Source organism: Pseudomonas sp. C7.1 (genome assembly GCF_056312395.1).
This window is the reverse complement of sequence record NZ_JBWDTL010000003.1, coordinates 1633058-1659322: the sequence shown is the minus strand read 5'-3', so window position 1 is coordinate 1659322 and position 26265 is coordinate 1633058. Positions and strand designations below refer to the sequence as shown.

At 58.2% G+C, this 26265-nt stretch carries 29 protein-coding genes and 3 pseudogenes; 22 read left to right on the top strand and 10 right to left on the bottom strand.

Features of this window, described 5'->3' with window-relative positions; translation table 11 throughout:
• Positions 1-59: 59 nt before the first annotated feature.
• The 3 genes and pseudogenes from AC0T4W_RS11090 to AC0T4W_RS11080 all read right to left on the bottom strand — a co-directional run.
• Positions 60-1646, bottom strand: a complete 1587-nt coding sequence (locus AC0T4W_RS11090) for an ABC-F family ATPase (protein WP_476319048.1) — start codon at positions 1644-1646, stop codon at positions 60-62.
• A 20-nt stretch (positions 1647-1666) separates the two neighbouring features.
• A pseudogene (locus AC0T4W_RS11085) lies at positions 1667-1942 on the bottom strand (site-specific integrase); the annotation flags it as partial.
• Between the two features lie 73 nt (positions 1943-2015).
• Positions 2016-2392: pseudogene (locus AC0T4W_RS11080) on the bottom strand (ATP-binding cassette domain-containing protein); the annotation flags it as partial.
• A 554-nt stretch (positions 2393-2946) separates the two neighbouring features.
• On the opposite strand from AC0T4W_RS11080, the gene AC0T4W_RS11075 reads away from it, so the two are divergent.
• Positions 2947-3456 carry a ProQ/FinO family protein gene (locus AC0T4W_RS11075; RefSeq protein ID WP_476319047.1) on the top strand — a complete coding sequence of 170 codons (510 nt, stop codon included), beginning with the start codon at positions 2947-2949 and terminating at the stop codon, positions 3454-3456.
• A 109-nt stretch (positions 3457-3565) separates the two neighbouring features.
• Here the strand turns inward: AC0T4W_RS11075 and AC0T4W_RS11070 are convergent, their stop codons facing one another.
• The 4 genes and pseudogenes from AC0T4W_RS11070 to ytfE all read right to left on the bottom strand — a co-directional run bounded on the left by AC0T4W_RS11070 (position 3566) and on the right by ytfE (position 6012).
• On the bottom strand, positions 3566-4015 hold the full coding sequence (locus AC0T4W_RS11070; protein ID WP_476319046.1) for a ribonucleotide reductase subunit alpha: 450 nt from the start codon (positions 4013-4015) through the stop codon (positions 3566-3568).
• 229 nt (positions 4016-4244) lie between these two features.
• Positions 4245-4436, bottom strand: coding sequence for a DnrP protein (locus AC0T4W_RS11065; RefSeq protein WP_476319045.1), 192 nt, complete (start codon positions 4434-4436; stop codon positions 4245-4247).
• A 9-nt stretch (positions 4437-4445) separates the two neighbouring features.
• A pseudogene (locus tag AC0T4W_RS11060) lies at positions 4446-5128 on the bottom strand (Crp/Fnr family transcriptional regulator).
• 197 nt (positions 5129-5325) lie between these two features.
• Positions 5326-6012: an iron-sulfur cluster repair protein YtfE gene (ytfE, locus tag AC0T4W_RS11055; RefSeq protein ID WP_476319044.1), complete on the bottom strand. Its 687-nt coding sequence runs from the start codon at positions 6010-6012 to the stop codon at positions 5326-5328.
• Between the two features lie 152 nt (positions 6013-6164).
• Here ytfE and norR point away from each other — a divergent pair, with 152 nt between their 5' ends.
• From norR to AC0T4W_RS11035, 4 genes are all read left to right on the top strand, one after another.
• Positions 6165-7694 (top strand): nitric oxide reductase transcriptional regulator NorR, encoded by a 1530-nt coding sequence (gene norR, locus AC0T4W_RS11050; protein ID WP_476319043.1) that lies wholly within the window; start codon positions 6165-6167, stop codon positions 7692-7694.
• A gap of 416 nt (positions 7695-8110) precedes the next feature.
• The gene (locus AC0T4W_RS11045; protein ID WP_476323581.1) at positions 8111-9115 is read left to right on the top strand and encodes an oxygen-independent coproporphyrinogen III oxidase; all 1005 of its coding nucleotides are present in this window, start codon (positions 8111-8113) and stop codon (positions 9113-9115) included.
• A 108-nt stretch (positions 9116-9223) separates the two neighbouring features.
• A complete protein-coding gene (locus AC0T4W_RS11040; RefSeq protein ID WP_476319042.1) occupies positions 9224-9646 on the top strand; it encodes a hypothetical protein in 423 nt (140 codons plus the stop codon).
• Between the two features lie 48 nt (positions 9647-9694).
• Complete coding sequence (locus tag AC0T4W_RS11035) at positions 9695-10135, top strand: hypothetical protein (protein ID WP_476319041.1); 441 nt, start codon at positions 9695-9697, stop codon at positions 10133-10135.
• Positions 10136-10177: 42 nt separating this feature from the next.
• On the opposite strand, the gene AC0T4W_RS11030 is transcribed toward AC0T4W_RS11035, so the two are convergent.
• The gene (locus AC0T4W_RS11030; protein WP_476319040.1) at positions 10178-10513 is read right to left on the bottom strand and encodes a cupin domain-containing protein; all 336 of its coding nucleotides are present in this window, start codon (positions 10511-10513) and stop codon (positions 10178-10180) included.
• 277 nt (positions 10514-10790) lie between these two features.
• Between AC0T4W_RS11030 and AC0T4W_RS11025 the strand changes: the two genes are divergently transcribed.
• The 10 genes from AC0T4W_RS11025 (at position 10791) to AC0T4W_RS10980 (ending at position 19966) form a co-directional block, all read left to right on the top strand.
• Positions 10791-11537, top strand: a complete 747-nt coding sequence (locus AC0T4W_RS11025) for an SDR family NAD(P)-dependent oxidoreductase (RefSeq protein WP_476319039.1) — start codon at positions 10791-10793, stop codon at positions 11535-11537.
• A gap of 261 nt (positions 11538-11798) precedes the next feature.
• Positions 11799-12590, top strand: coding sequence for an AAA family ATPase (locus tag AC0T4W_RS11020; RefSeq protein ID WP_476323578.1), 792 nt, complete (start codon positions 11799-11801; stop codon positions 12588-12590).
• On the top strand, positions 12574-13173 hold the full coding sequence (locus AC0T4W_RS11015) for a cytochrome c oxidase subunit 3 (protein ID WP_476319038.1): 600 nt from the start codon (positions 12574-12576) through the stop codon (positions 13171-13173). Before AC0T4W_RS11020 ends, AC0T4W_RS11015 begins: the two co-directional genes overlap by 17 nt.
• A 14-nt stretch (positions 13174-13187) precedes the next feature.
• Positions 13188-13445 (top strand): cytochrome C oxidase subunit IV family protein, encoded by a 258-nt coding sequence (locus AC0T4W_RS11010; RefSeq protein ID WP_476319037.1) that lies wholly within the window; start codon positions 13188-13190, stop codon positions 13443-13445.
• Positions 13446-13733: 288 nt separating this feature from the next.
• The gene (locus tag AC0T4W_RS11005) at positions 13734-14174 is read left to right on the top strand and encodes a c-type cytochrome (protein ID WP_476319036.1); all 441 of its coding nucleotides are present in this window, start codon (positions 13734-13736) and stop codon (positions 14172-14174) included.
• A 3-nt stretch (positions 14175-14177) separates the two neighbouring features.
• Positions 14178-15608, top strand: coding sequence for a cbb3-type cytochrome c oxidase subunit I (locus AC0T4W_RS11000; RefSeq protein ID WP_476319035.1), 1431 nt, complete (start codon positions 14178-14180; stop codon positions 15606-15608).
• A 108-nt stretch (positions 15609-15716) separates the two neighbouring features.
• Positions 15717-17558, top strand: a complete 1842-nt coding sequence (locus tag AC0T4W_RS10995; protein ID WP_476319033.1) for a nitric oxide reductase activation protein NorD — start codon at positions 15717-15719, stop codon at positions 17556-17558.
• 164 nt (positions 17559-17722) lie between these two features.
• The gene (gene mobA / locus AC0T4W_RS10990; RefSeq protein WP_476319032.1) at positions 17723-18340 is read left to right on the top strand and encodes a molybdenum cofactor guanylyltransferase MobA; all 618 of its coding nucleotides are present in this window, start codon (positions 17723-17725) and stop codon (positions 18338-18340) included.
• Positions 18327-19514, top strand: a complete 1188-nt coding sequence (locus AC0T4W_RS10985) for an NnrS family protein (RefSeq protein ID WP_476319031.1) — start codon at positions 18327-18329, stop codon at positions 19512-19514. The genes mobA and AC0T4W_RS10985 overlap by 14 nt, the downstream gene beginning before the upstream one ends.
• A gap of 11 nt (positions 19515-19525) precedes the next feature.
• Positions 19526-19966, top strand: coding sequence for a CopD family copper resistance protein (locus AC0T4W_RS10980; protein WP_476319030.1), 441 nt, complete (start codon positions 19526-19528; stop codon positions 19964-19966).
• 95 nt (positions 19967-20061) lie between these two features.
• Here AC0T4W_RS10980 and AC0T4W_RS10975 read toward each other — a convergent pair whose 3' ends face one another.
• Positions 20062-20409, bottom strand: coding sequence for a hypothetical protein (locus tag AC0T4W_RS10975; RefSeq protein WP_476319029.1), 348 nt, complete (start codon positions 20407-20409; stop codon positions 20062-20064).
• A 640-nt stretch (positions 20410-21049) separates the two neighbouring features.
• Here AC0T4W_RS10975 and moaC point away from each other — a divergent pair.
• The 4 genes from moaC to AC0T4W_RS10955 all read left to right on the top strand — a co-directional run bounded on the left by moaC (position 21050) and on the right by AC0T4W_RS10955 (position 22958).
• Complete coding sequence (moaC, locus tag AC0T4W_RS10970; RefSeq protein WP_476319028.1) at positions 21050-21517, top strand: cyclic pyranopterin monophosphate synthase MoaC; 468 nt, start codon at positions 21050-21052, stop codon at positions 21515-21517.
• A gap of 66 nt (positions 21518-21583) precedes the next feature.
• The gene (gene pdxH, locus AC0T4W_RS10965) at positions 21584-22231 is read left to right on the top strand and encodes a pyridoxamine 5'-phosphate oxidase (RefSeq protein WP_476319027.1); all 648 of its coding nucleotides are present in this window, start codon (positions 21584-21586) and stop codon (positions 22229-22231) included.
• 18 nt (positions 22232-22249) lie between these two features.
• Complete coding sequence (gene moaD, locus AC0T4W_RS10960) at positions 22250-22498, top strand: molybdopterin converting factor subunit 1 (protein WP_476319026.1); 249 nt, start codon at positions 22250-22252, stop codon at positions 22496-22498.
• A 1-nt stretch (position 22499) separates the two neighbouring features.
• Positions 22500-22958, top strand: coding sequence for a molybdenum cofactor biosynthesis protein MoaE (locus tag AC0T4W_RS10955; protein WP_476319024.1), 459 nt, complete (start codon positions 22500-22502; stop codon positions 22956-22958).
• A 51-nt stretch (positions 22959-23009) separates the two neighbouring features.
• Here AC0T4W_RS10955 and AC0T4W_RS10950 read toward each other — a convergent pair whose 3' ends face one another.
• Positions 23010-23225 carry a DUF3079 domain-containing protein gene (locus AC0T4W_RS10950; RefSeq protein WP_476319022.1) on the bottom strand — a complete coding sequence of 72 codons (216 nt, stop codon included), beginning with the start codon at positions 23223-23225 and terminating at the stop codon, positions 23010-23012.
• A gap of 173 nt (positions 23226-23398) precedes the next feature.
• On the opposite strand from AC0T4W_RS10950, the gene moaB reads away from it, so the two are divergent.
• From moaB to ubiU, 3 genes are all read left to right on the top strand, one after another.
• Positions 23399-23953 (top strand): molybdenum cofactor biosynthesis protein B, encoded by a 555-nt coding sequence (gene moaB / locus AC0T4W_RS10945; protein WP_476319020.1) that lies wholly within the window; start codon positions 23399-23401, stop codon positions 23951-23953.
• The gene (locus AC0T4W_RS10940) at positions 23950-25188 is read left to right on the top strand and encodes a molybdopterin molybdotransferase MoeA (protein WP_476319018.1); all 1239 of its coding nucleotides are present in this window, start codon (positions 23950-23952) and stop codon (positions 25186-25188) included. Before moaB ends, AC0T4W_RS10940 begins: the two co-directional genes overlap by 4 nt.
• A 79-nt stretch (positions 25189-25267) precedes the next feature.
• Positions 25268-26263 (top strand): ubiquinone anaerobic biosynthesis protein UbiU, encoded by a 996-nt coding sequence (ubiU, locus tag AC0T4W_RS10935; protein ID WP_476319017.1) that lies wholly within the window; start codon positions 25268-25270, stop codon positions 26261-26263.
• Positions 26264-26265: the final 2 nt, after the last annotated feature.

The window sequence follows — 26265 nt, the reverse complement described above, 5'->3', positions numbered from 1 at the left end:
CACAAAGCAAAACGCCCCGTTCGAGGCTGCTCGAACGGGGCGTCTTTTCACGCGGTGGTTTAAACGATCACGCCCTGGCTACGCAGGTAGTCATCGTAAGTACCGCTGAAGTCGGTGATACCGTTGGCCGACAGCTCGATGATGCGCGTGGCCAGAGAGCCGACGAATTCGCGGTCATGGCTGACAAAAATCAGCGTACCTGGGTAGTTTTCCAGGGCCAGGTTCAGCGCCTCGATGGATTCCATATCCAGGTGGTTGGTCGGTTCGTCCATGATCAGCACGTTCGGCTTTTGCAAAATCAGCTTGCCGAACAGCATACGGCCTTGCTCTCCACCGGAGATGACTTTGACCGACTTGAGGATTTCGTCGTTGCTGAACAGCATGCGCCCCAGGGTGCCGCGAATCATCTGCTCGCCGGTGGTCCACTGGCCCATCCAGTCGAACAGGCTCACATCGTCTTCGAAGTCGTGAGCGTGATCCTGGGCGTAGTAACCCAGCTCTGCGCTGTCGGTCCATTTCACGTGACCGGCATCGGGGGTCAGTTCGCCGACCAAGGTGCGCAGCAGGGTGGTTTTGCCGATACCGTTCGGGCCGATAATCGCCACGCGCTCGCCGGCTTCAACCTGGAAGCTGAAGTTCTTGAACAGCGCTTTGCCGTCGAAACCCTTGGCCATTTTGTCGATCATCACGGCCTGGCGGTGCAGCTTCTTGTTCTGCTCGAAACGGATAAACGGGCTGACGCGGCTGGACGGCTTGACTTCGGCCAGCTGGATCTTGTCGATCTGCTTGGCGCGCGACGATGCCTGCTTGGATTTCGAAGCGTTGGCCGAGAAGCGGCTGACAAAGCTCTGCAGCTCGTTGATTTGCGCTTTCTTCTTGGCGTTATCCGACAGCAGTTGCTCGCGCGATTGGGTCGCGGCGGTCATGTACTCGTCGTAGTTACCTGGGAACAGGCGCAGCTCACCGTAATCCAGGTCAGCCATGTGGGTGCACACGCTGTTCAGGAAGTGACGGTCGTGAGAAATGATGATCATGGTGCTGTTGCGCTGGGTGAGGATGTTTTCCAGCCAGCGGATGGTGTTGATGTCCAGGTGGTTGGTTGGCTCGTCCAGCAGCAGCACTTCCGGGTCGGAGAACAGTGCCTGGGCCAGCAAAACGCGCAGTTTCCAGCCAGGGGCTACTTCGCTCATCGGGCCGAAATGCTGCTCCAATGGGATGCCCAGGCCGAGCAGTAATTCGCCGGCACGGGACTCGGCGGTGTAGCCGTCCATCTCAGCAAACTCACCTTCGAGCTCGCCGACCTTCATGCCGTCTTCTTCGCTCATTTCCGCCAGGGAATAGATGCGGTCACGCTCGGCTTTAACCTTCCACAGCTCTTCGTGACCCATGATCACGGTGTCGATTACGCTGAATTCTTCGTAGGCGAACTGATCCTGGCGTAACTTACCCAGACGCACGTTCGGCTCCAGCATCACCTGGCCACCACTGGGCTCTAAGTCGTCGCCGAGAATTTTCATAAAGGTCGACTTGCCGCAGCCATTGGCCCCGATCAGGCCGTAACGATTGCCGCCGCCAAACTTGACGGAAACGTTCTCGAACAGGGGCTTAGCCCCGAATTGCATGGTGATGTTAGCGGTGGAGATCAAAGGTATTACCTATCAATGACTTATGGCTTGCTGAGTGGGGTTGATACTGATTCGATACCACTATTCAGCTTTTCCAGTTCGTTCCAGTCGGAGCTTGAGTTGATCCAGCGGGCATACGTCGACAACAACAATTGGACGCTATGGCCCAATTGCTGAGAGATGAAAGCGGGGTTCACGCCGGACATTAAGCATATTGTCGCATAGGTGTGACGGCAGTTATATGGCGGCTGATAACGGATGCCCAGGGCTTTAAGGGTAGGGCGCCACTGGTGATGCAGGCCGGAGGTTTCCTTTATAGCGTTCCATCGTGTAACACCTGCTTAAAAGTCGATCTAGCGTCGGCCCCCGCCCGTGGAGAGGCGGCTACACGGCGCTGAGCAGCGCGTAGAGTTCTTCCTTGAGGCCGATATCCAGCGCGGCGAAGGGTTCATCGAGTAGCAGCAGATTCGGTTGCAGCACCAGCGCACGGGCCAGCGACGCCCGGCTCTGCATGCCGCCGGAGAGCTGGTGCGGAAACTTGCCCAAGTCGCCACTGACCAATCCCAGGCGCAGTTCTGGAAATTGTTGTCAATGTGGCCCTCCTGCACATCCAGAAAGCCGGCGCACAGGTGTAGCAGCGTGGTCTTGCCGCAGCCGGAAGGGCCGACCAGGGCGACAACTTCGCCAGCGTTGAAGGGGGCGTTGCGCTGGTCGCTATTGAACAATGGCTCGTTGTTGTTGATGTGCCGCTCGGGATCGCCGGTCATCTTCCAGCCTTCGCCGCCTACCGTCAGCAGGTGCGAGCCCACTGGCACCAGGTAAGAGGTGCGCAGGCCGTGGGTGATAAATCTGACGTCGTTGCGCGCCTGGTTGCGGTCAAGCGTTGACGAATAAGAGCGGATTTCGCGGTAAACCTCCTGACGATAAACTTCGGTATTTAGCGTGCCCTCGCCGAGGCGGTTCTCCAGCCCGAGTTGATACAGCTCGCGGCGTTGCTCCGGCGAATGCAAGGTCACTTCACCGAGCCGCGCCGGCGAGGGTACTGGCGCTGAAGGCGAAACAGGCTAGCGCGAGAGGATGAATGCGAAAAATCATTGAACGACTCCCCAGAGTAGAAGCCGGCGCAAAAAAAAGGCCGGTTGCGTGGAGTCGATTGTTTATTAATAATAACGATTATCATTTGATTTCAGTCAAGTTTTGCTGATGCCGGCCAAAACCCGACCCTCATAATTAATCATGCCGCCTCTTGATTAGGCTGTGTCAAACGTCTGCATGGGATAACCTTGCACTTCATTTCAACCATGAAGCTGCGAACTGAACGATGGGTTTTGAACAACTAGCTGAGTTACGTGACCGCCTGCGGGCCGAAAAGGTGCAGGTAAAGACTGATAATACGAAGCAGCCTATGCGCAAACCTTCTGCGCAGACGAAGCCTCGCGAGCAAGATCCTGCGGTAGAAGCGATCTGGCTATTGCAGAAGCACTTTCCATTGGCCTTTCCGGTCAGTCCGGCCCCCAAGGTTCCGCTGAAGGAGGGCATTCTCAAGGATGCCGAGCAACACCTGGAGCTGCTCGGCATAACCAGCGAGCAGCTCAAGCAGGGCCTCGCTACGTGGTGCCGAGGAAGTCGATACTGGGCGAGCATGACGGAGAATGCGCCGCGCTTGGACTTAAGCGGCCAGGCTGTAGGCGTGGTGACGGCGGCTCAGGCCCTTCACGCGAAGCATCAGGCGATGCGGCAGCGCGGACAAGTGCGACGGAATCAGACAAAGCCGAAAGCGCTTACACAGGCCGAGGCAGTCGATACCGCTGCGGAGCAGATTGTGGTTTAAAAAACTCGCGCTCGGCACCGAGTCGGCAGGTCAATGACGAAGTGCGCGAGGCGATGATGAGGCGGCTCCTTTTCAGCTATCGCCTTAAGTAAGCGTAAGGCTTGCGCAACTATAAGAAGCGCACGGGTGCCCCGTCTTTGTCGAATGCCATGTAGTTAGATAGGTCGCCACCATTTTCTACAGTGGTTTGCATAACGGTCAGCGGTTGTGTTGCGTCATCAGAGCTGGGCATTATTCCATTGCGTCCGGAAAGGCAAGCCACTAGTACAATGTGCCATGCTTGTTCCATAGTTTCAGCTTCTGATACTAAATCAGCAAAAGTTCCAAGTTCTTCCAGGGTTTTATCAACGCACATTACTGGTTGTAATTGACCCCCTTGGCCAGAATGAAAGCGAGCGGCTTCTTCGGTTTCATGATCTTCAGGTAAAGATGCTTTTAAGAAAACAAAGAGTACCCGCTGTGGCTCTGATTGGTTTTTCGCTGCTAGCAATAAAGATTCATAGTCTGTGATATTAATTTTATGCTCTCCTTTAATTGCCTGATAGTTAGTGTCTGGCATATTTGTGGCTTGCCGTGTGATCGACTTAAACGTGGATGGTCAAGTCTTGGGCATGTAGTCCCGTCAGGCCAAGTGGCATTGGCGTTGCGGGTTAGTGCTCTCGCATTACCGGCGCTAGCATAATCAGTGCTGTGTTGAGCTAAAAATAACTGTTTTCCAGTACAAAGGTATTATTTTGAACGCTTCCTTCGTGCTTTTCTATATCCCCAAAGGGGTAGTTGAGGCCGGTTTAGAACAGTGCTCGTGGTAGCCATACGATCATTATTAAGCAAAATATTGTTAGCGCAGCGCAAAACCAGATGAAGCGACGCTCGCGTTGCTGTTTATCGCGCTGGTTATGGGCTGGCAAAAGCATGCCGCAGTTGTGACAGTCAGTGCTGTTCTCTGGGTTTTCACGCTGGCAATATAAGCATTTAGGCATGGGTGGACCTCACTCGAACTGTTCCAGCCGAAAACGGTTGAGGATGTTGATCTGGCGTCCACTCTGACTGATGACTTTCTCGTCAATTAGGCGGCGAATCACCCGTGAAAAGGTTTCAGGTTGGATTGATAAATGGCCGGCGATCAACTGTTTGGCCATGGGTAGATTGAAACTACTGATGTTCTCATTGCATTGGCCAAGCTGATTTAGCAGGTAGCGCACCACGCGATGTGTGGAGTTTTTCAGGGACAAGGTTTCGATTTCATTCAAGCGCTGCTGCATACGCCCCGAGAGTCGACTAATCAGCGCGAACGCTAGGCGGTTATTACTTTGCAGCAGGTGCAGATAAACACTGCTGGACAGACGATAAAGCTGCGTAGGCTCAAGTGCTTCGGCACAGGCACTGTAATTTGCCGAATCCGTCAGTAGCATGGCTTCGGCCACGGTCTGGCGCGCGTGAGGACATCAAAGACTTTTTCTTGGCCATCGGCGGCCAAACGGAAAACTTTCACCGAGCCGCTGATGACGAAATAAAACGAAGTGGCCGACTCACCTTGGCGAAATAGAGGCGAGCCTTTATCAATATTGAGCAGGTGGCTGCTGCTCATGAGTTCTTCCATTTGCTCTTCGTTCAAGGGCTCGAAGAGGTGATGGCTGCGAAGTATCTGTTGATGTACGCGATGCAACGCCATGACGGGTATCCTGATCCGAGGGTATGCCGAGCCAGACAAACGCTGCTCGATCCGGGTGTAGCTTTGTAAAGGTTAAATGACCAACTCCATTGCAAGGCTTGTAGCGCCGGCGAGGGTTGAGGCCACTAACAAGAACCAGATCATCGGCTGTAGGGCTCGGCCCAGCGCGCCATTGCCCGCTTGCTTGTTTGCGTCGCTCATACAGTCGGCCTAGGCATGGGGTTGAGGGCGTTGATAAACAGCACGTTGTTCTCCAGGTGAATGTGCTGCATTAGGTCGCGAACAAATTCGTCGAGCCCTTGATACAGCACGCGCCAGGTATTGCAGGCATTTTCCGGTGGGGTGATCTGCTGCGTGAGTTCGAGCAAGCGCCGTAATGCTTCGCTGTGATGTTCATGCTCCATACGCATTACCGAAATGGGCGCTGCAGTCTTTGGGCCGAGACCATCGAGCAAGGCGGGGAACAGTATTTGTTCCTCCTTGAGCATGTGGCTTTCGAGTTCCTGCCGCATGTAGCGAAGCAAATCTGTTAGGCCGGCAGGGCAGTCATCGCGGTCGTCGTGTACCTGCTCCACGCGCTGCGCCAGGCGGATCAGTTCCGGCAATTGCTCACGATGACGCGCGTGATAGCGGGTAAGAATGTGGTTTATCAGCTCGGCTTCCGGCGCCACGTACCAGTCCACCTCGTCGCTGTTGAGCGCTTCCAGTGCCTGCAGTTCGGCCAAAATGACGTCGGTGTCCATGCCACGTTGCGCGGCAGCCTCGCTTAGAGTCAGGTCGCCGGCGCAGTAGAAGTCGAGTTTGTGTGCATGAAAAATGCGTGTGGCGCCGGGTATCTCGCCAGCGATACTGCCGAGCGATTGCTGCAACAGGATGTGATTCATGGCAGCTTCCTTGATTGCTAAGGGGGGTGCTGTCATCTGTTGCAGTTCGTGTGCCAAAAATAAGTTATTGAAAAATAAGCAGTTATTTTTAAGTGTGGTTATAAATACCCTGACTTGATAGGGTGAAAAAAACCATTTGGGTAAATATGACCATGTTGTACGAAACGCTGCTTGCTGACTTGCTCGTTGATTTGCCCAATGCCGTACGCCTGCAGCGCCTAGTGAGCACCTTGCGTGAGCGCTTTCACTGTGGCGCAGTGGGCCTGCTGCGGCTGGATGGCGACAGCCTGCGCCCGGTGGCGGCTGAAGGGTTGGTGCATGAGGCCTTGGGCCGGCGTTTTGTAATTGCGCAGCACCCGCGCCTGGCGGCGATCATGGCGAGTCGCGAGCCGACCTGGTTCGAGCCTGATAGCCGCTTGCCAGACCCTTATGACGGTTTACTCGACAATCACGTTGGCGAACCTCTGCCAGTGCATGACTGCATGGGCATGAGCCTGTATGTCGAGGGGCAGTTGTGGGGGGCGCTAACCCTGGATGCGCTGCACCCTGGCACCTTTGACAGCGAGACTCGGCGCGACCTGCAGCGCTACAGCCTGCTGATTGAAGCGGCGGTGCGGGTTACCCGCCTGGAGCAAGAGTCTCGCAGCTTGCGCCTGTCGCGTAGTGAGGTGCACACCCCACAGCAGTTGATCGGCGAAGGCGAAATCATCGGTCAGAGCACGGCCATCCGGAATTTATTGGCAGAGCTTGAAGTGGTGGCGGTTTCTGAACTGCCGGTCTTGCTACTGGGTGAAACCGGGGTAGGTAAAGAGCTGTTCGCGCGGCGTTTGCATGCGCTGTCCAAGCGCTGCAATAAGCCGTTGATTCAGGTCAACTGCGCCGCCCTGCCTGAGTCGTTGGCCGAAAGTGAGCTGTTTGGCCACGTCAAAGGCGCCTTCTCCGGGGCCGCCGCTGATCGTCCAGGGCGCTTTGATGCGGCTAATGGCGGCACTTTGCTGCTCGATGAGGTGGGCGAGTTGCCGCTTAGTGTGCAGGCCAAACTGCTGCGCGTGCTGCAGAACGGTGAGATCCAGCGGCTGGGCGCGGATAAGCCGCTGCATGTAGACGTGCGCATCATCGCGGCGACAAATCGAAACTTGCCAGACAGTATTCGCGATGGACACTTTCGCGCCGACTTGTACCACCGGCTTTCGGTTTACCCCGTGCTGATTCCGCCACTGCGTGAGCGTGAGCAGGATGTGCTGATGCTCGCCGGTCATTTCCTCGAGCTCAACCGCGCACGCCTTGGGCTGCGCAGCATGCGTTTATCCCCCGCAGCAGAGCGCGCCATGCTCACCTATGGGTGGCCAGGCAATGTGCGCGAACTCGAGCACGTGATCAGCCGAGCGGCGGTCAAGCTGCTCAGTCGCGGTGCCAGTCGCATGCAAATCCTTACGCTGGAGCCAGACCTGCTTGATCTGGATAGCTCGGCTGAGCAGTCAGTAAGCCCTGTCCCAGTGTTGACGCAGGGGGAACCAGATGTTCGCGTGCAGGCGCTGCGTGAAAGTGTCGAAAACTGCCAGAGGCAGAGTATTCAACAGGCGCTGGACACCTTTGCGGGCAACTGGGCCAGCGCTGCGCGGGCGTTGGAGCTTGATCCCAGTAACTTGCACAAGCTGGCGCGACGCCTGGGTTTGAAATAGCTCATACGCTTGCGCTTGACTCAGGTCAATTACCCGTGCGGGGTTCGCCCTGACACTGCAGGTTGTTTAAGCGCCGGGAGCGCATTATGCCTGTAGATATCCAGTGGAGCCGCCAGTTGATCAAGCGCTACGGGCATGCTGCGGCTGCATGCGGTGATTACCCGCCGACCGGCCCGCTCCAGCAGGGGTTTGCGGCGATTGATCTGCTCCGGGCATTGCGCAATGGCCAGCGGCCGTTGCATTTGGCTGTCAGCTTGGCGCCTATGCAGGGCGCGCTTAGCGACCGCTACCTTGCTTGCTTAAGTCGCGAAGTCGAACTGCTCAGTTGTCACGTTGGCGCTAGGCAGCCGGTTCAACGGCTACATTTGAGCCGTGGCGCCGTGAGTGCCGAGCAACTGCAGCGATTGCTTGCATTGGTGCGCAAGCGTTTTTCTGTTCACGCCTCGGCATTCGGCGATGACAGCGTCGAGATAGATCCGACGCAGACCGATTGGGCCCGCATGGGCTTGCTCCGCGAACTGGGCTTTAATCATGTCAGCATTGGTGTGGCGGATGCCTTTTCGCCGGCCGCTGGAGTGGTTGTGGATTTTCGTGACCCACGCAAGACTCGCTGGCTGATGGAGGCGGCGCGCACCCTGCAATTCACCTCAGTGAATATTGATCTCGGCTACGGCCGAGCCTGGCAGAGTCTAAACAGCTTTAGGAACAAGCTGGCTGCGATTATCGAACTGCAGCCTGGGCGGATCTTGCTTTTCGATTACGCCTATCCGCCTCAGCGCTATCGCTCCAGCCAGCGCCGCAGTGCGCGCGACTTCGCCACGGCCCCCGACACGCAAGCCATGTATCAGCACGCGCTCGAGAAACTCGACGCGGCCGGTTATTGCTATATCGGCTTGGGGCAATTCGTATTAAAAGATGACCCCCTGGTCGGGGCCCGCGAGAGCGGGAATCTGCAGCTCAATGGGCTGGGCTATAGCTGCGAAGCCAATGCTGACCTGCTGGGTATCGGGGCGGGGGGTATTAGTCAAATTGGCATGCTGCAAATGCAGAATCGGCGTGATTTGGCCAGTTATCAGGCGCAACTGGCGAATGATCAGTTAGCGACTTTCTATGGTCGTCACTGCTCTGTGCAAGAGCAATTGCAGGCTGTCCTGAGTGAAGCGCTGCTGTGTAATTTGCAAGTCGATTTGCAGGCCCTGGAGGTACGCTTTGGCGGGTTGGCGCGCGACTATATGAGCGCGTGCCGGCCGGCGTTGGAGCAGATGGCGGCAGATGGCTTGCTGCAACTGACGCCCCAGGCTCTGAGTATTATGCCGGCAGGGCGTCTGTTAGTTGGCGCGGTGTGCAAGGTGCTGGAGCAGGGCCGAACGGAGCCCGCCGCGACGCAGCGGCGGTTTGGTAATCTGTCGACAATGCGTTGAGCAGTGCAGCGACTATAAGGCAGTGGTATAAATAACCATGCAGTAGTCATATCTACCATTTATGGTTTGGTAATTTGTACCTTTATTGAATTTATAGTATTGATTTATATGGATAAATTATTGGCATGTTTTGTGATGGTACTGGGTGATACTCATAACCTAAGCAAGGAATATGTCATGCGTAAAATCATCACGTTGTGCACCGTTGCTGCTCTGTTAAGCAGCCCTCTAGGACATGCTGAACAGATAGTCTCGGCGCAAAGCGATACGTTGGTCGGCGGTGGGTTTAGTGGTCTAACGGGCTTCATGCTCGGCGGTGCGGCAGGTGGCCCGTTGGGCGCGCTGATTGGAGGTGGTCTCGGCTACCTGGCAGGTAGTCAGGCGCAGCAGGCGATGGGAATGGAGCAGACGCTTTATGTGCTCAAGGATGAAAATGGCAACACACGCAGCGTTCGTTCTTCTGATGCTCGCTTTGTCGAAGGACAACAGGTGACTTTGCAGGGGTCGCATATCACGGCATCCGCGCCATAGTTGGCAGGCTGTCTGAGGGCCGTTAGTGGATAAACAAGAGGGTGTTGTGTGTGGTATGCGCTGTTTCATGCGTTACATCTGCTAGCGGCCATCGCGTTTGTCGGTGTGGTGTTTTTTCAGTTAGTGATTTTGGCAAGTGTCAAAAGTCAACTCGATTACTCAATCTTGCCAGCGCTGGAGCATGCGCTGAGTATGCGCACGCGGGTGGTGCTGCATTGGGTGGTGTTGCTGTTGTATGGCGCCGGCATTGGCTTGGCCTGGCACTATCGGCAGGTGCTGAGTGCGCCGTTTTCGAGCAGTTTCGCAACGCTGTTGACACTGAAAATTACCTTGGCCCTGGCCGTGTTCATTAGCTACGGCGCATTGGCAATGTTACTGCGCCGTGGGCGCATGACCCCCACGATGTATCGCAAACTGCACTGGGCCGTGCTGTTACAAATGCTCGCCATCGTGCTGTTGGCCAAGGCAATGTTCTACCTCCACTGGTAGACCACTGAGACTACCCCTACCGTCCTGGTGGGGGTGGCAATGCTAATCGCAAGCCGGCAGCCGTATTAAGGTAACCAGCACGATGGCGTCTACCTTGGCCTGCAGGGCGTGTTCCACGTCTTCCGCGACGAACATCAGTTGATGCTCGTGCAGCCTTTGCCAGAGCCCATCAACCTCCACTTCGACACAGCCTTGCAGGCATTGAATGGTCAGGGGGCCGTCTACGGCATGGCCGGGTATTACCTTGCCGGCCTCCAGCACCAAGCGCATGACCTCTAAGCGCGGGGCGCACACCAGCGCCTGGGAAATCTGCGTCGCCGTGGTCATGGCAGGCAGTAGCTCGATAACCTCACCTGAATCTGCGTGTTTTAGAGCCATAAGATTGATCTCCACAATAAGTTGGGTGTCGACCATAACGCAGAGAGCCGGCAATGTTCAAAGCGCACGATAGTCGCAAACGCGGCGCTACGGCGGTTTATCTGACGCCGCCGCGCAACCTCTGTTGGAAGGTAGTTTTTCAACAGCCTGTTAGTGGAAGGTTGCCGCGCGCCGTGCGGCATACGTGGTGCACAAAGCTGATTGCAATCAAGTCGCCCAACGTGCTTGTGCCTGTACAAAGACTTGTCAGTCACCGTGCGGGTATGTGGAGAGTTCGATGGACAGCGAGTTTGCGGATCGTCTGGTGGTGGTCACCGGCGCCAGTTCGGGAATCGGTCTGGCGTTGACGGCGCAACTGTTGCGGCAAGGCGCACGTGTGCTCGGTATGGCCCGCAATGTGCTGGGTTTGCAGGCGCTGCAGCGCAGCTATCCGCAGCAGTTATTGCTGCAGGCTGGCGATGTCACCCATAGCGCCGATCTGGAAGCGCTACGCCAGCGTGCGGTAGAGCAGGGTGGGGTCGATTACCTGGCCGCCTGTGCTGGCTGTGCCGAGTTGGCTGGTAGCTTGGATCAGGCCGCGTTTGAGCGGCAGTGGGCGGTCAACGGCGCCGGGGCGCTGAATACCCTGGCGGCGTTGCGCGGCGCCTTGAGCAACACCAGTTCGGTGGTCTTTCTCGGCAGTTTTCTGAGTCGCTCGAGCATTTCTGGGCTCGCCGCCCATGGCGCTGTCAAGGCTGCTCTGATGGCCCACGTACGCACCCTGGCGGTGGAATTTGCCGCACTGGGAGTGCGTATCAATCTGGTGTCTCCAGGCCCCACAGCCACTGGGCTGTGGGCTGGCTTGGGGTTGCCCGAAGATGAGCTGGAGCAACTGGTTGACAGCCTCGGGCAGCGCCTGCTGCCGGGACACTTTCTGGATGCTGCAGCGGTCGCGCGGGTGATCGTCTTTCAGCTGTCAGAGGGCGCGCGGGGTGTTTACGGGCAGGACTGGGTGGTGGATAACGGCTACAGCCTGAGGGCTTGATGGGGTGAGTTGTCCGTATCGTCGCCCGCACTCAGCAATGCTGTCGCACCAAAGGCCAACAAAGCCCTGCACCGCACGCGCTCACAAGCCATGCCGCAATTGCCGTCAATGTCGCTTGGATAATGGGCTGTTTTTAAGCGTGCTTGATCCGAATCAAGAGTTCCGCGCGCACGCCTTGAGCCCCTGGCTGACGGCGAGTAGCGTGCAAGCCTGAACAGCCGTGCAATGAGGTGCGTCGTGAATGCTCCACTGAATTTGGCCCTGCCGGCCTCATCGTCATCCCAGCCTTTCTACCAGGCCAGTGGCAATGAAGAAGTGCTATTTGAACATGCCTGGCAGCATGGTTTGCCGGTATTGATCAAAGGCCCTACAGGCTGCGGCAAAACGCGTTTCGTGCAGCACATGGCCCATCGTCTGAATCTGCCACTGTTTACTGTGGCGTGCCACGATGACTTGAGTGCCACCGACCTGGTTGGCCGTCATTTGATCGGCGCGCAAGGTACCTGGTGGCAGGACGGCCCGCTGACCCGAGCGGTGCGCGAAGGTGGCATCTGCTATTTGGATGAGGTGGTGGAAGCGCGACAGGACACCGCCGTGGTGCTGCACCCGCTGGCCGATGATCGCCGCGAACTGTATCTGGAGCGTACCGGCGAAGTGTTGCGCGCACCGCCTGGTTTTATGCTGGTGGTGTCCTATAACCCCGGCTATCAGAACCTGCTCAAAGGCATGAAGCCGAGCACCCGCCAGCGCTTTGTGGCATTGCGCTTCGACTACCCGGAAGCGGCCGAGGAGCAGCGCATTGTCGCCAACGAGGCGCAGGTGGGGGCCGAGCTGGCGACGCAGTTGGTCAAGCTGGGGCAGGCGTTGCGGCGCTTGGAACAGCATGATTTAGAGGAGGTCGCCTCGACCCGTTTGCTGATCTTTGCTGCACGTATGATCAGCGCCGGCATGAGCCCGCGCGAAGCCTGCTTGGCCTGTATTGCTGAACCGCTATCGGACGACCCACAAACGGTTGCGGCGTTAATGGATGTAGTCGATGTCCACTTCGCTTGACCTGGAAGTATTTGCCGAGGCTCGGCCGCAGCAGCATCTGCCGGGCGATCTGGCGATGTGGTTTTTCATCCTCGCCGAGCTGACGGTATTTGGCCTGCTGATTCTGGTTTTCGCGGTGACTCAGGCCTTGAATCCGCAGCTGTTCCACGACAGCCGCCAGTTACTCGACAGCTCAACAGGCCTGGCATTGACCCTGAGCCTGCTCACCTCTGGGCTGTTCGCAGCCCTGGCCCAGGTGCAGGTGCGCCAGGCCCAAAGCCGGCGTGCTGCCCTGCTGCTACTGGCGGCGCTGCTTTCGGCCAGTGTTTACGTTGGCTTGAAACTCAGCGAATACACGCATTTGTCCAGCCTGGGGCTGGGGATGGAGCACAACACTTTTTTCACCTTGTATTGGATACTCACCGGTTTTCATTTTCTCCATGTGCTGCTCGGCATGCTGATACTCGCCTGGCTTGCCGAACGCTGCCGTCGCCGCGCCTATGGGCCGGGCAATTGCAGCGCGCTTGAATCTGGCGTGCTCTATTGGCATATGGTCGATTTGGTGTGGGTGATGCTGTTTCCGTTGGTGTATGTGCTGAATTGACTGAGGACACCGCGATGTCTGCTTCACGCACATTAATCACTTGCTGGCTGGGCTTGGCTGTGCTGTCCGTGGTCAGTGTGCGGCTAGGCAGCAGTGGCTCGACCTTGCTGTTGGCTACTGGTGTGTTGCTTGCGGCCTTGGGCAAAGCCTGGCTGATCGTCGACGGCTTTATGGAGCTGCGTCATGCGCCGCGCCTGTGGCGCTGGCTGCTGCTGGCCTGGCCGCTGACGATGGCGGCTGGAGTGCTGCTGATACTGCAGTTGTCTTCGTAGCCGGCATAAGCCCAGGCGCAATCCGGGAACAATTGCGCATTCACCGCCTTTTCCGGGTTTCATCCGGGCTACAAGAACCGCTGCAGGGTGGACATGCCGAAAGCTTTGTCCACCGCTGGCGGCCCAATGCCGGACAAACCTTCGGCATGTTCGGCCTACGATTAATCCCGTCCTCAATTCCCCATTCGCTATATCCGAGCATAAGCATCGGTCTTTCTTGATCGCCATCAAGCAGGTTTCGTTAGCAGGCTTCCTAAAATGGTCACGCCAAGCAAAGAGGACGCGACCATGTCAGAAACCTTCACCAAGAGCATGGCCCGGAATATCTACTTTGGGGGAAGCGTGTTCTTCTTCCTGGTATTCCTGGCCCTGACCTATCACACAGAGCAAACCTTTCCAGAACGCAGCAACGAGTCAGAAATGAACGAGTCGGTGGTGCGCGGCAAGACGGTTTGGGAAAACAACAACTGCATCGGCTGCCACAGCCTGCTGGGCGAGGGTGCCTACTTCGCGCCCGAACTGGGCAATGTGTTCACCCGGCGTGGCGAGGATGCGGCCTTCAAGCCGTTTCTGCATGCCTGGATGAAGGCGCAACCCCTGGGCATTCCGGGCCGTCGAGCGATGCCGCAATTCAACCTCAGCGAGCAAGAAGTGGACGATATGGCGGAGTTCCTTAAATGGACTTCGAAGATCGATACCAACGACTGGCCGCCAAACAAGGAGGGCTGAGAGATGGCCATCATAAACCCGCACCTCAAATTCCAATCGCAAGCCGTGGCCAAGCCGTACTTCGTGTTCGCCCTGCTGCTGTTCCTTGGGCAGATCCTGTTCGGCTTGATCATGGGCCTGCAGTACGTGGTCGGCGACTTTCTGTTCCCGTTGATCCCCTTCAACGTGGCGCGCATGGTCCACACCAACCTGCTGATCGTCTGGCTGCTGTTCGGCTTTATGGGCGCGGCCTACTACCTGATTCCCGAGGAGGCCGACCGCGAACTGCATAGCCCGCTACTGGCGATGATCCTGTTCTGGGTGTTCGCTGCCGCCGGCGTGCTGACCATTCTCGGCTACCTGTTCGTGCCCTATGCGGGTCTGGCGGAAATGACTCATAACGAGCTGTTGCCGACCATGGGCCGTGAGTTCCTCGAACAGCCGACCATCACCAAAATCGGCATCGTGTTGGTCGCCCTGGGCTTTCTCTACAACATCGGCATGACCCTGCTCAAAGGTCGCAAGACCACCGTCAGTATGGTCATGATGACCGGCCTGATCGGTTTGGCTGTGTTCTTCCTGTTCGCTTTCTATAACCCGGAAAACCTGGCGCGCGATAAGTACTACTGGTGGTTCGTGGTGCACTTGTGGGTGGAAGGCGTGTGGGAGTTGATCATGGGTGCGATGCTCGCCTTCGTGCTGATCAAGGTCACCGGGGTGGACCGTGAAGTGGTCGAGAAGTGGTTGTATGTGATCATCGCCATGGCTCTGATCACCGGTATCCTCGGCACCGGTCACCACTTCTTCTGGATAGGTGCGCCCGAGGTCTGGCTGTGGGTTGGCTCGATTTTCTCGGCGATGGAACCCATACCCTTCTTCGCCATGGTGCTGTTTGCTTTCACCATGGTCGGTAATCGGCGTCGGCAACACCCGAACCGTGCTGCCACCTTGTGGGCCAAGGGCACTACTGTGACCGCGTTCCTCGGTGCGGGCGTGTGGGGCTTCCTGCACACTCTGGCACCGGTGAACTACTACACCCACGGCTCGCAGCTCACCGCAGCCCATGGTCACCTGGCGTTCTACGGCGCCTATGCGATGATCGTGATGACCATGATCAGCTACGCCATGCCACGTTTGCGCGGCCTTGGTGAGGCACCGGACGCGCGGGCGCAGACCATCGAAATCTGGGGCTTCTGGTTGATGACACTGTCGATGATAGCGATCACTTTGTTTCTTACCGCGGCTGGTGTGGTGCAGATCCAGTTGCAACGCTGGCCCTCGGATGGCACTGCGTTGTCGTTTATGAACACTGTGGATCAGATGGCCGTGTTCTTCTGGTTGCGTCTGGCTGCCGGAGTGGTCTTTTTGATCGGTTTGCTCTGCTACCTGTACAGCTTCAAGCAGCGCGGCCGGGCCACGGCTAGCGGTGAAGCGGCTCTAGCTGCTTCGGCTTGAGCGATGCGGCAGGTCGCTAGATAGATTTCGGCCCGGCTGGTACAGCGGGCCGTTTTTGCATTTGGCTGCGGGCCTTTGGCGCGCAGCACAGCGAGCAAGGTGATACAGATGGCCTTTACCATCGAAGTGGAAGAGTGGGTGGGCAGTGTTTGGCATCGCTTTATCACCCGGCATGCCAGCCCTGACTTTCCTGAGGCGCGGGTTGAGCTGGCCAGCATGCAACGACCTCTGGCATTGCTATTTCGCGCCATGGGTGGCGGTAGCGGCGTCGGCGTGGAAGCTGCCAGTGCCCGCGATCTGCTATTGCGACGCAATCTGTTGCAACAGGTGGCAGGTACTTGCAAGCAAATGCCCGTGGCCTGGTGCGATGCCAATAATCTGCGCTTGCCGCCGAGCCTGGCTGTGTACCCGGAAGTCGCGTTGAATCAGGATCTCTATCGTTGGCTGGCGCTGCTGGCCGCGCAAGCGGGGGAGATGCGCCACTGGGCGCGGGACAACCAGCGCTGGACCCTGCAACTGCTGGAAACCTACCCGGCCATGCGCCCGCGTTACCAGCGTCTGGTCGATGCTCACCTGCACTTGCGCCCGAACCCTGTTTCGTTGGCAAAGGGCGAGGCCGAGCTGGAGATGGCACTTTGTCAGGCCTTGCGCGAGCCGGGCAGTGTCGAGCATTTCCCGCGTAGCGAGCGGGCCCCTTGGCCGTTGCCGCTGTGGCTGTACCCGGCGCAAAACCTCGGCGAACCCCAAGCCTGTGATCTGGGCGAGGAAAGCGAGGGCAACCTGCTGACTCCGCCGGGCGAAAGCCAGGGCGGCCCCAAGCGTGCCAAACGGGTCGAGGAGAGCTCCAGCAAGGGAGGTCTGTTGATATTTCGCCTGGAGAACCTGTTCAGCTGGTCCGAGCATGTCGAGCTGGATCGCTGTACGGACGACAGCGAAGACCTGGACGCCGCCCGTGTCGCCGAGGACCTCGACGAACTGGCCTTATCCAAGCAACGCCTGCGCAAGGGCGGCGGGCTCAAGCTGCACCTCGACCTGCCGCCGGCGGATGTTGACGACATCCCCCTGGGCGAGGGCATCAAGTTGCCTGAGTGGGATTACCGCCAACGCAGCCTGCGCGAGGATTTCGTCAACCTACAGATGATGGTGCCACGCGGTAGCGAGGCGCAGCCCCTGTCACCGCGCCTGGTGCCATTGGCGAAGCGCCTGCGTCGCCAGTTCGAGCACTTGCGCAGCGACCGCCAGTTGCTGCGTCAGCAAACCCAGGGCTCGGAGCTGGATATGCAGGCCTGGCTGGATTTTCATGTCGAGCGTCAGCATGGCCAGTGCGTTGATCGCGGTCTATTTATGGAGCATCGTCAAACCCGGCGCGACCTGGCCTGTCTGTTGCTGGCGGATGTCTCTATGTCCACTGACGCCCACCTGGACGACCAGCGTCGGGTGATCGAGGTGATCGCTGACAGTCTGTTGCTGTTCGGCGAGACACTCTCGACGCTAGGCGACAATTTCGCCCTTTATGGTTTCTCCTCGCTACGCCGCCAGCAGGTGCGCATGCAGGAGCTGAAATCGTTCCAGCAGCGCTACGATGACACCACCCGAGGGCGCATCCAGGCACTCAAGCCCGGCTATTACACCCGCATGGGCGCAGCCATCCGCCAGGCCACCGTGCTGCTCAGCGCCTGTAAGCAGCGGCGCAAGCTGCTGTTGTTGGTGACCGATGGAAAGCCCAACGACCTGGACCTCTACGAAGGCCGGTATGGCGTCGAAGACACCCGCGAGGCGGTGCTGGAGGCGCGCCGCGCCGGCTTGCTGCCGTTCTGCATTACCATCGACCAAAAAGCTGGGGATTATCTGCCCTATATGTTCGGCGCCAATGGCTACACCCTGATTCGCCAACCAGAGCAACTCCCTTTGCGTCTGCCGCAGCTGTATCGGCAATTGACACAACGCTGAGCGTTGTCGACTACGTTGCAAGGCGTCTGGCCCTGGTGTCAGTGCCAATAATGTGCAGTAGTCAAGTTTATGGACGGGCAGGCCAGCACTTGTAAGTTGACCTTTATCAAGCGTGGTTTTGCTGAGTTAATGCATGATGCAGGTATTACGATGAGGGGCGAGACATGCAGGTGAGTTTTTCCGGGCTGGTGCTGAGTGGAGGTCGAGGCAGCCGCATGGGCGGAGTCGACAAAGGCCTGGTGAGCTGGCATGGCACGTCGATGGCCGAGCAGGTTTGTCGACAGCTTAGGCCGTTGGTGTGTGAAGTACTGGTGTCGTGCAACCGTAACCAGGCACGTTATGCGACATTTGCCACGCGTGTTCTGGGCGATACCCAGCAGGATTACCCCGGCCCCTTGATGGGTATTCTGCAGGGGCTGAGAGCGTTGCGGGGTTCGCATCTGCTCGTGGTGCCTTGTGATTTACCGGCCATCAGCACGGCCTTGCTGGTGAGCCTGCAAACTTTGTCTCGAGCGCACCCAGAGCGACCTGTGGTGGTCCGCCAGGGCGCATTTTTGCAGCCCTTGGTGTGTGTGTTGCCGGGTGCTCTCGGCGAGGCAGTGGAGGCTGCCTGGGCGGCAGGCGAGCGTAGCCCCGCTCATTTATGGCAGCAGTTGCATGCCGTTGAGCTGCCTTGTACTGAAGATGATCCACAGCTGACCAATGTGAATACTCCGCTAGTGCTGGCTGAAGCACTTGAACCCGGCAGAGACAATAAACGGAGCACCTATGCAGGTTACTGATAAGCGCCAGGCCATGGCCATTACGCCGCTGTTGCGTTTGGGCTTTCGGCCATTTTTTTTGTTTGGTGTGGTGTTGGCTGCTCTGGCTATTCCACTGTGGGTGGTTGCCTGGCTTGGTGGCGCGTCGTTCCCTGCGCCGCAGGGGAGCTGGTTGGCGTGGCACCGGCATGAACTGGTGTTCGGTTTTGCCGGTGCCATTATCAGCGGCTTTCTGTTGACGGCCGTGCAAACCTGGACCGGCCAGGCAAGTATTTCGGGCAGACCGTTGGGGCTGTTGGCCGTGCTCTGGCTGTTGGGGCGGTTGAGTTGGTGGTTGCCCTCGGCTGAGGCGTTGCTGGCGCTCAATGTGCTGTTTTTGCTCGCAGTAACGGCGGTGATAGCGCGTTTGTTGTGGGTCGTTCGGCAACAGCGTAATTACCCGATTGTTGCGGTATTGCTGTTGTTGACGGCTGCCGACACCCTGACCCTGCTCGGCGTGCTGCAGCACAACGATGCCTGGCAGCATCAGGGCAGTCTGGCGGCGGTATGGCTGGTGGTGACGATGATGACGCTGATCGGCGGCCGAGTGATTCCGTTCTTCACCCAGCGTGGGTTGCTGCGCACAGCTGCCGTGCAACCCTGGCCGTGGCTGGACTGGTCGTTGCTGTTGGGCAGCGTAGTGGCGGGCGTGCTTACCGGTCTTGGTTGGCTTTCACTGCCGTCTGTAATGGCCGGTGTGTTGCTGATGGTGCTGGGCATTGGTCATGCTGTGCGCTTGTACCGCTGGTTTGATCGCGGCCTGTTGGGCGTGCCGCTGTTGTGGTCGTTGCATCTGGCGTATGCCTGGCTGGTGATTGGCTGTGTGGCCTTGGCGCTGTGGCATTGGGGCGCGCCGATAACGGCCAGCCAGGCATTGCACGCACTGACCGTAGGCTCGGTCGGTGGGCTAATTCTGGCGATGCTGGCACGGGTTTCGTTGGGCCACACGGGTCGCCCGCTGACATTGCCCAAAGGCTTTGCCGTAGCGTTTGTGCTACTCAACCTGGCCGCGCTGGTGCGTGTTGTTGGGGTGTCGTTTGCCTACCAGCCGGCTTTGTGGCTGGCGGCATTGTGCTGGAGCCTGGCTTTTGCGCAGTACCTCTACTGCTACGGACCCATGCTGTGCCGCACCCGGGTCGATGGCCATCCGGGTTAAGGAGAGAGGGGTTGATGTATCTACTGCTCAAATTCGTGCACCTGTGCGCGGCTGCGTTCTTTATAGGCGGGGTGTTCTTTGAGGTGATGATCCTCAGTCGGGCCGCGCGTCAATTACCGGCCGAGCCCCGCGAGCAATTATCCAAGGCCCTTGGGCAGCGTGCGCGTGGCGTGATGCACTGGGTGATTCTGGCGCTGTATGGCGCCGGGCTGGCCTTGGCCTGGAATTTTCGCGCCGTGCTTGTTGATCCGTTTGCCAGCAGTTTTGCTATCTTGCTTACCCTGAAAATCTGCCTGGCATTGAGCATTCTCGGGCATTTTTTGGCGGTGGTTTGGCTGATGCGCACTGGGCGGATGAATCCGGCGCGTTCACGCTTGATTCACCTGAGCGTACTTGCGCAGATGATACTGATCATTTTCCTGGCCAAAGCGATGGTCATCCTCACCTGGTGACTATCAGGTAGGCACATCACGCTCACCAGAATACACAAGGCCCGCAGTCAGCGGGCTTTGGTGTCAGTATGGTGTAAACACCTACGAGCAGTTGCTTAAAAAAACGCGGGAAACGGGCTGATGACTGCGTTCAAATGGCTGAAAAACAGGAACCCCGAAATCAGTACCGCGTTGATTGACCAGGCCACCGTGAGAAAGCGGGCAATCTGCCCATAGATAGGTTTCCCGACATTATCGGCATTGCGCCAAACGGCATTCAAAACCCAGGCGCTGTAAGCGACAAACCCCAGTAACAATAAGCCAAGCTGCGGCGTGCTCAGTTGGTTGAAGACCAGCATTATTGAGCCAAACAGCACATGGCTGACGGCCACGCCGTAAAGCCAGAAAGCTATCCACAGCGGTGTGCTTCCGGGGTCATTCAAAGCATCTTGAAGCTTGTTCATGTCACTTACCTCCCAGGGTGCGGATTGTCTTTGTAAACTGACGCCGCACGGTTATGAGCGTGATCGTTCTGTTTTTTACACCTCTTCGGTATACAGCTTAGTGCATTGTGAGATTTCCAATGCGCGCTGCTGGCTTCTTAAACCGCAATAGCCAAACCGCGCGATCGTTGAGTCGCAAAAAATCGGCCTATCTAGCTATTTAGGCCTTCCTCGTTGAGTGCCCGTTGGAACAGCAGGTTAAGTGCTGAGCGTGCTATTGCAACTCTCATGCCGAGATCAGGCTTGATGCAAATCAAAGGTTTGCAGGTAGCAGAGGTTTAATCTACTCGGCATCTCCAAGGCGCCGGGTACCAGGAATGGTAAATTTGACCTCGCTGCAGAGTGGCCTGTTGGCCGACCTGACCGGCCAGGAAGTCACCGCCGCCCATTCGCATGCGGCGTTTGGTCACTTGTCTGCGTGCAGAAGTCACCTGCAGCGCCTTAGTGCTGATGCATTTAGACGGCGAAGGCCTGCGCCCGCAGGCGGTGGCGGGGTTGCTCCAGGAGGTGCTTGGGCGAAGCTTTAGCCTTGCACGTCACCCTCGTCTGGCGCAGATACTGGCGCGTCGTCTCAATCTGAACTGACCTATGAGGAACCACAATGCTGACTCACCTTGATGCTCAGGGCCGCGCCAATATGGTCGACGTCTCGGACAAGCAGGCCACCACCCGTGAAGCCTTGGCTGAAGCCCGTGTGCGCATGCTGCCGAGCACCTTGCAAATGATCGTCGCCGGCGGCCACCCCAAAGGCGATGTGTTTGCCGTGGCGCGGATTGCCGGCATCCAGGCGGCTAAGAAAACCGCCGACCTGATCCCGTTATGCCATTCGCTGATGCTGAGCAGTGTCAACGTCGAGTTGCAGGCTGAGGGCGATGACTGTGTGCGCATTCAAGCGCGCTGCAAATTGACCGGCCAGACCGGGGTGGAAATGGAAGCACTGACCGCCGCCAGCATCGCCGCGCTGACCATTTATGACATGTGCAAAGCAGTGGATCGGGGCATGCAGATAGAGGTCGTGCGTCTACTTGAAAAAAGTGGCGGTGCCTCCGGAGATTTTTCTGCACATTGAGTTTGATCAAGGTGCGCCTGCGGCGAACTGTTGACATGGGCTCACCGTTAATCTGGAGCCATTGTCATGAATGAACATCTGCACAACATGCGTCGCCAATACCGGTGTGATGCGCTTTTGGAAAGTCAATTAGGCGACGACCCCGTCAGCCTTTTACAAGCTTGGTTGCAGCAGGCTATTGAGTGTGAAGTAGCTCCTGTTGAGGCCAATGCGATGTTTTTAGCCAGCGTCGACGGGCATAACCGACCACATGCTCGCGTGGTTCTACTAAAAGCACTGGAGGCCGATGGGCTGGTCTTTTACAGCCACTACGGCAGTGCCAAAGGCGCAGACTTCGTGCTGAACCCCTATGCCGCCGCGACCTTTCACTGGCCAGGATTAGAGCGTCAAGTGCGTGTGGAAGGTGTGATTGAAAAAGTCACGGCCGATGAATCGGATCGTTATTTTCACAGCCGGCCATTGCTCAGCCGTTTAGCCTGTATGGCCAGTGCGCAGAGTCAGCCTGTGGCCAGTCGTGATGAGCTGGAGTTACGCATGCATGAGGTTCAGCAACAACACGCGCAAGCCGTACCAGAGCGCCCCCAGGACTGGGGTGGTTATCGCCTATCGATGCAACGGATCGAGTTCTGGCAAGGTCGCCCCGACCGCCTGCATGACCGTATCAATTTTTCAAAGCAGGTTTCGGGCTGGAGCCGCGAACGCCTGGCTCCCTAACGGTTAAGGAAGTCACTCATGCTCACCATTCATTACTTTGCTCGCTACCGCGAACAATTAGGTTTAGAACACGAACAATTGGCTTGGCAGCCCGCATTGACGACCATTGGTGCGCTGCGCGAACTGTTGGTTGTGCGAGGCGGTTGTTGGGTCGAGCTGGCGGCTACAAATCTGATGTGCGCGCGCAATCAAGAGCTGTGCAGCCTCAACGAGGCGCTGAGTGACGGCGACGAGGTGGCCTTCTTTCCGCCTGTGACCGGTGGTTGAAATGAGTGTCGTGGTATGCGGCGAACTGTTCGACGGTGGTGAGTTGCTCAACGCCTTGCATGGTCGTCATCAAGGTGTGGGGGCCGTGGTCAGCTTTGTCGGTTATGTACGTGATTACAACGAAGCGCATGCGGTGCATGGGCTGTTTCTAGAACATTATCCGTGCATGACCGAAAAAGCCCTCGCCGCAATCGAGGCTGAGGCCCGCGCACGCTGGCCGTTGTTTGCGGTGGAAATTGTGCATCGCGTAGGGCTGTTATCACCCAGTGCGCCAATCGTGTTTGTTGGGGTCAGCAGTGCGCACCGGCAAGCGGCGTTCGAGGCCTGTGCTTTTATCATGGACTATCTGAAAACCCGCGCCCCGTTTTGGAAGAAAGAGCACGACGGCCTTACGCAGCACTGGGTTGCGGCGCGCGCCAGCGATCAGCACGCCGCGCAGTGTTGGCGTGGGGAAACCTAATGGCGGGTTAAGGTTTTTCTGATCAGCCTTAGCAGGCCGTTGAAAAACTACCTACGTTTTCAACGGCCTGCTAGGTATTACGCTGTTGGCCGGTGGCTCAATGCCCCATTCGCCGATCAGGTGCCAGTCATCCCCGAACATTTCCATGGGGTGCATGGTGCGCTCTGAGCCGTTACCGCAGGCCAAATCATCTTTCGCGCAGTAGCGGTCGCAGCCCCAGCAGATACGTTCTGGGTGTTTGGGTTGCAGGGGGAATATCTTGCTCACAGGGCAGCCCCTTTAGGCCGACATATGCACTCAGGTTAGGCCCCTGCCGGGGTTGAGCCTTGATCTCGATCAAGTCCGCCTAGATTGCCCATGGGGGATACCTCCAACGAGGAATGGGCGAGGTCGCGCGCTCGGCGCAGGCTTACGCCTAAGGACTTTTGGAGAATTGCAGCATGGCCCATTTATCCAGCGACGTATTCCACTCATTGCGTATTGCAGTGCTCACGGTCAGTGACACCCGCACCTTGGCTACCGACACCTCCGGCCAGACGCTGATCGAAGGCCTGGAGGCGGCCGGTCACGCCTTATTCGAGCGCGCCATTGTGCCGGATGACATTTGGCAGATTCGTGCGCGCCTTTGCGCCTGGATTGCCGACCCATTGGTGCAAGCGGTGTTGATCACTGGCGGTACTGGTTTCACTGCGCGCGACAATACCCCGCAGGCGGTGATGCCCTTGCTAGATAAATCGGTGGACGGTTTTGGCGAGTTGTTCCGCCACGTATCGCTGGCGGAAATCGGCACCTCCACCGTGCAGTCTCGTGCGCTGGCAGGTATCAGCAATGGCACGCTGGTGTGCTGCGTGCCGGGATCGCCGGGCGCATGTCGCACCGCTTGGAACAAGATTCTGCTTGAGCAATTGGATAGCCGTACGCGGCCGTGCAATTTTGTTCCGCACCTCAAACAGTTGCCGCAACAACCGGTCAGTACCTGCGGTAGCCGCACATGAGTGCCTGCGGTTGTGATGCGCATGGCCAGAGCTTGCGCCCCGTTGATCAGGCCATCGCTGAGCTACTGACCCGCGTGCCTGCCGCGCTGCCCAGCGAGCGCGTCGCGCTAAGTGAGGCCGTTGGCAGGGTGCTCGCCGAGGATGTGCGAGCGCCTGGGCCAATGCCTGCATGGGACAACAGCGCCATGGACGGTTACGCCCTGCGCGCTGCTGATGTGCCTGCTGAAGGTGCCTGGCTACCCCTGGCCGGGCGCATTGCTGCGGGTGACAGCGCCTTGCACGCGCTACCCGCGGGGCATGCGGTGCGGATTTTCACCGGTGCACCGCTACCGCCCGGCGCCGACAGTGTGGTGGCGCAGGAGCAGGCTGAGGAGGAGGGCGCTGCTGTGCGGTTGCCCGCGACCAAGCTGGGCAGCCATGTACGCCGTTGCGGCGAGGAATTTGCTCTAGACAGCTGCGTGCTGGAGGCTGGGCAGCGCTTGCGCCCGCAAGAGCTGGGGCTGTTGGCCAGCCTGGGCGTGGCTGAAGTGCAGGTGTATCGGCGCTTGCGCGTGGGCTTGTTAAGCAGTGGCAATGAGTTGCGCGAACCGGGCGAAGCCCTACAGGCCGGGCAAATCTACAATGCCAACCGCTACAGCATCGCGGCCATTTTGCGTGGCCTGGGCTGTGAGGTGGACGACAGTGTGCTGTTGATTGACGAGCTGGCTGCCAGCTGCGCTGCGTTACGTTTGGCTGCCGCGCACTGCGATGTGTTGATCAGCACCGGTGGGGTGTCGGTGGGCGAGGAGGATCACCTCAAGCACGCCGTAAGTGAATTAGGCGAGTTGCAGCTGTGGCGGTTGGCGATCCAGCCGGGCAAGCCGTTGGCGTTCGGCCATGTCTGCGGCACTCCCTGGATTGGTTTGCCGGGCAACCCAGCGGCGGCGCTGATTACCGCCCTGGTGGTGGCGCGGCCTTATCTGCTGCGGGCTCAAGGTTGTCGCGAGGTTATGCCGCAGCCGCTGCGTATTGCGGCCGGTTTTACCTGGAGCAAGGCCAATAGCCGCCGCCAGTACTTGCGTGCGCGTTTGCAGCTGTCCGCTGGGCAGCTGTGCGCGGTGCCGCATGCCAAACAAGGTTCGGCAATGCTCACCGCCGCTTGCTGGGCTGATGGCCTGGCGATTGTCGAGTGTCAGCGCACCTTAGTGGACGGTGAGCTGATCGACTTTCTGCTCTTTGACAGCTTGTTGCACTGACCCGGCTTGACCAGCGTCAAGGGTGAATCCTGGCGCGCACCCTAGAGTGTCGTCACGCTTTTAGACAGAGGGATTCAGCATGCATCTGGTATGTCCGGCGGGCAGTTTGCCCGCCCTCAAGGCGGCCTTGCAGCAAGGTGCGGACGCGATTTATGTAGGCTTTCGGGATGACACCAATGCCCGTCATTTTGCCGGCCTTAACCTTGATGACAAGCAGCTCGATGGCGGCCTGCAACTGATTCGTCAGCGTGGCAAGCAGCTTTATGTAGCGGTCAATACCTATGCTCAGCCGCAAGGTTGGACGCGCTGGCAGCGGGCCGTGGATCAAGCCGCTGATTTGGGGGTGGATGCACTGATTGCGGCCGACCCAGGTGTGCTGGCCTACGCCAGCCGGCGTTATCCCGATCTCAATTTGCACTTGTCCGTGCAAGGGTCAGCCACGAATGCTGCCGCGCTGAGCTTCTACCAACAGCGTTACAACATCCGCCGTGCGGTATTGCCGCGTGTGCTGTCGTTGGCGCAGGTGCGCCAGCTGGCGGAAAAAAGCACGGTGCCGCTGGAGGTTTTCGCCTTCGGCAGCCTGTGCATCATGGCCGAGGGGCGTTGCCATTTGTCGTCCTACGTCACGGGTGAATCGCCCAACCTATGCGGCGTGTGTTCGCCGGCCAAAGCAGTGCGTTGGCAAGAGGATGCCGATGGCCTCAGTTCGCGCCTCGGCGGTGTGCTGATCGACCGTTACAGCCCTGGGGAGCCGGCGGGTTACCCGACCCTGTGCAAAGGCCGCTTTATGGTCAACGGCCAGCGTTTCCACGCCCTGGAAGAACCGACCAGCCTGAATACCCTGGACCTGATTCCGCAACTGGCGCAAATCGGCATTGCCGCTGTGAAAATTGAAGGCCGTCAGCGCAGCCCTGCGTATGTCGAACAAGTCACCCGCGTATGGCGCGCTGCGCTGGATGCCCACGCCAAGGCGCCTGCGAATTTTAGTGTATTACCGCAATGGCGCGGTGCGCTCGATACGTTGTCGGAAGGCAGCCAGAGCACCCTGGGCGCCTACCATCGTTCCTGGCAGTGAGG

Excerpts from the sequence above, each read along its gene's own strand:
- AC0T4W_RS11075 (WP_476319047.1), top strand. The coding sequence starts at position 2,947 with ATGGGTTTTGAACAACTAGCTGAGTTACGTGACCGCCTGCGGGCCGAA.
- AC0T4W_RS11070 (WP_476319046.1), bottom strand. The coding sequence starts at position 4,015 with ATGCCAGACACTAACTATCAGGCAATTAAAGGAGAGCATAAAATTAAT.
- AC0T4W_RS11065 (WP_476319045.1), bottom strand. The coding sequence starts at position 4,436 with ATGCCTAAATGCTTATATTGCCAGCGTGAAAACCCAGAGAACAGCACT.
- ytfE (WP_476319044.1), bottom strand. The coding sequence starts at position 6,012 with ATGAATCACATCCTGTTGCAGCAATCGCTCGGCAGTATCGCTGGCGAG.
- norR (WP_476319043.1), top strand. The coding sequence starts at position 6,165 with ATGTTGTACGAAACGCTGCTTGCTGACTTGCTCGTTGATTTGCCCAAT.
- AC0T4W_RS11040 (WP_476319042.1), top strand. The coding sequence starts at position 9,224 with ATGGATAAATTATTGGCATGTTTTGTGATGGTACTGGGTGATACTCAT.
- AC0T4W_RS11030 (WP_476319040.1), bottom strand. The coding sequence starts at position 10,513 with ATGGCTCTAAAACACGCAGATTCAGGTGAGGTTATCGAGCTACTGCCT.
- AC0T4W_RS11025 (WP_476319039.1), top strand. The coding sequence starts at position 10,791 with ATGGACAGCGAGTTTGCGGATCGTCTGGTGGTGGTCACCGGCGCCAGT.
- AC0T4W_RS11015 (WP_476319038.1), top strand. The coding sequence starts at position 12,574 with ATGTCCACTTCGCTTGACCTGGAAGTATTTGCCGAGGCTCGGCCGCAG.
- AC0T4W_RS11010 (WP_476319037.1), top strand. The coding sequence starts at position 13,188 with ATGTCTGCTTCACGCACATTAATCACTTGCTGGCTGGGCTTGGCTGTG.
- AC0T4W_RS11005 (WP_476319036.1), top strand. The coding sequence starts at position 13,734 with ATGTCAGAAACCTTCACCAAGAGCATGGCCCGGAATATCTACTTTGGG.
- AC0T4W_RS11000 (WP_476319035.1), top strand. The coding sequence starts at position 14,178 with ATGGCCATCATAAACCCGCACCTCAAATTCCAATCGCAAGCCGTGGCC.
- AC0T4W_RS10995 (WP_476319033.1), top strand. The coding sequence starts at position 15,717 with ATGGCCTTTACCATCGAAGTGGAAGAGTGGGTGGGCAGTGTTTGGCAT.
- mobA (WP_476319032.1), top strand. The coding sequence starts at position 17,723 with ATGCAGGTGAGTTTTTCCGGGCTGGTGCTGAGTGGAGGTCGAGGCAGC.
- AC0T4W_RS10985 (WP_476319031.1), top strand. The coding sequence starts at position 18,327 with ATGCAGGTTACTGATAAGCGCCAGGCCATGGCCATTACGCCGCTGTTG.
- AC0T4W_RS10975 (WP_476319029.1), bottom strand. The coding sequence starts at position 20,409 with ATGAACAAGCTTCAAGATGCTTTGAATGACCCCGGAAGCACACCGCTG.
- moaC (WP_476319028.1), top strand. The coding sequence starts at position 21,050 with ATGCTGACTCACCTTGATGCTCAGGGCCGCGCCAATATGGTCGACGTC.
- pdxH (WP_476319027.1), top strand. The coding sequence starts at position 21,584 with ATGAATGAACATCTGCACAACATGCGTCGCCAATACCGGTGTGATGCG.
- moaD (WP_476319026.1), top strand. The coding sequence starts at position 22,250 with ATGCTCACCATTCATTACTTTGCTCGCTACCGCGAACAATTAGGTTTA.
- AC0T4W_RS10955 (WP_476319024.1), top strand. The coding sequence starts at position 22,500 with ATGAGTGTCGTGGTATGCGGCGAACTGTTCGACGGTGGTGAGTTGCTC.
- moaB (WP_476319020.1), top strand. The coding sequence starts at position 23,399 with ATGGCCCATTTATCCAGCGACGTATTCCACTCATTGCGTATTGCAGTG.
- AC0T4W_RS10940 (WP_476319018.1), top strand. The coding sequence starts at position 23,950 with ATGAGTGCCTGCGGTTGTGATGCGCATGGCCAGAGCTTGCGCCCCGTT.
- ubiU (WP_476319017.1), top strand. The coding sequence starts at position 25,268 with ATGCATCTGGTATGTCCGGCGGGCAGTTTGCCCGCCCTCAAGGCGGCC.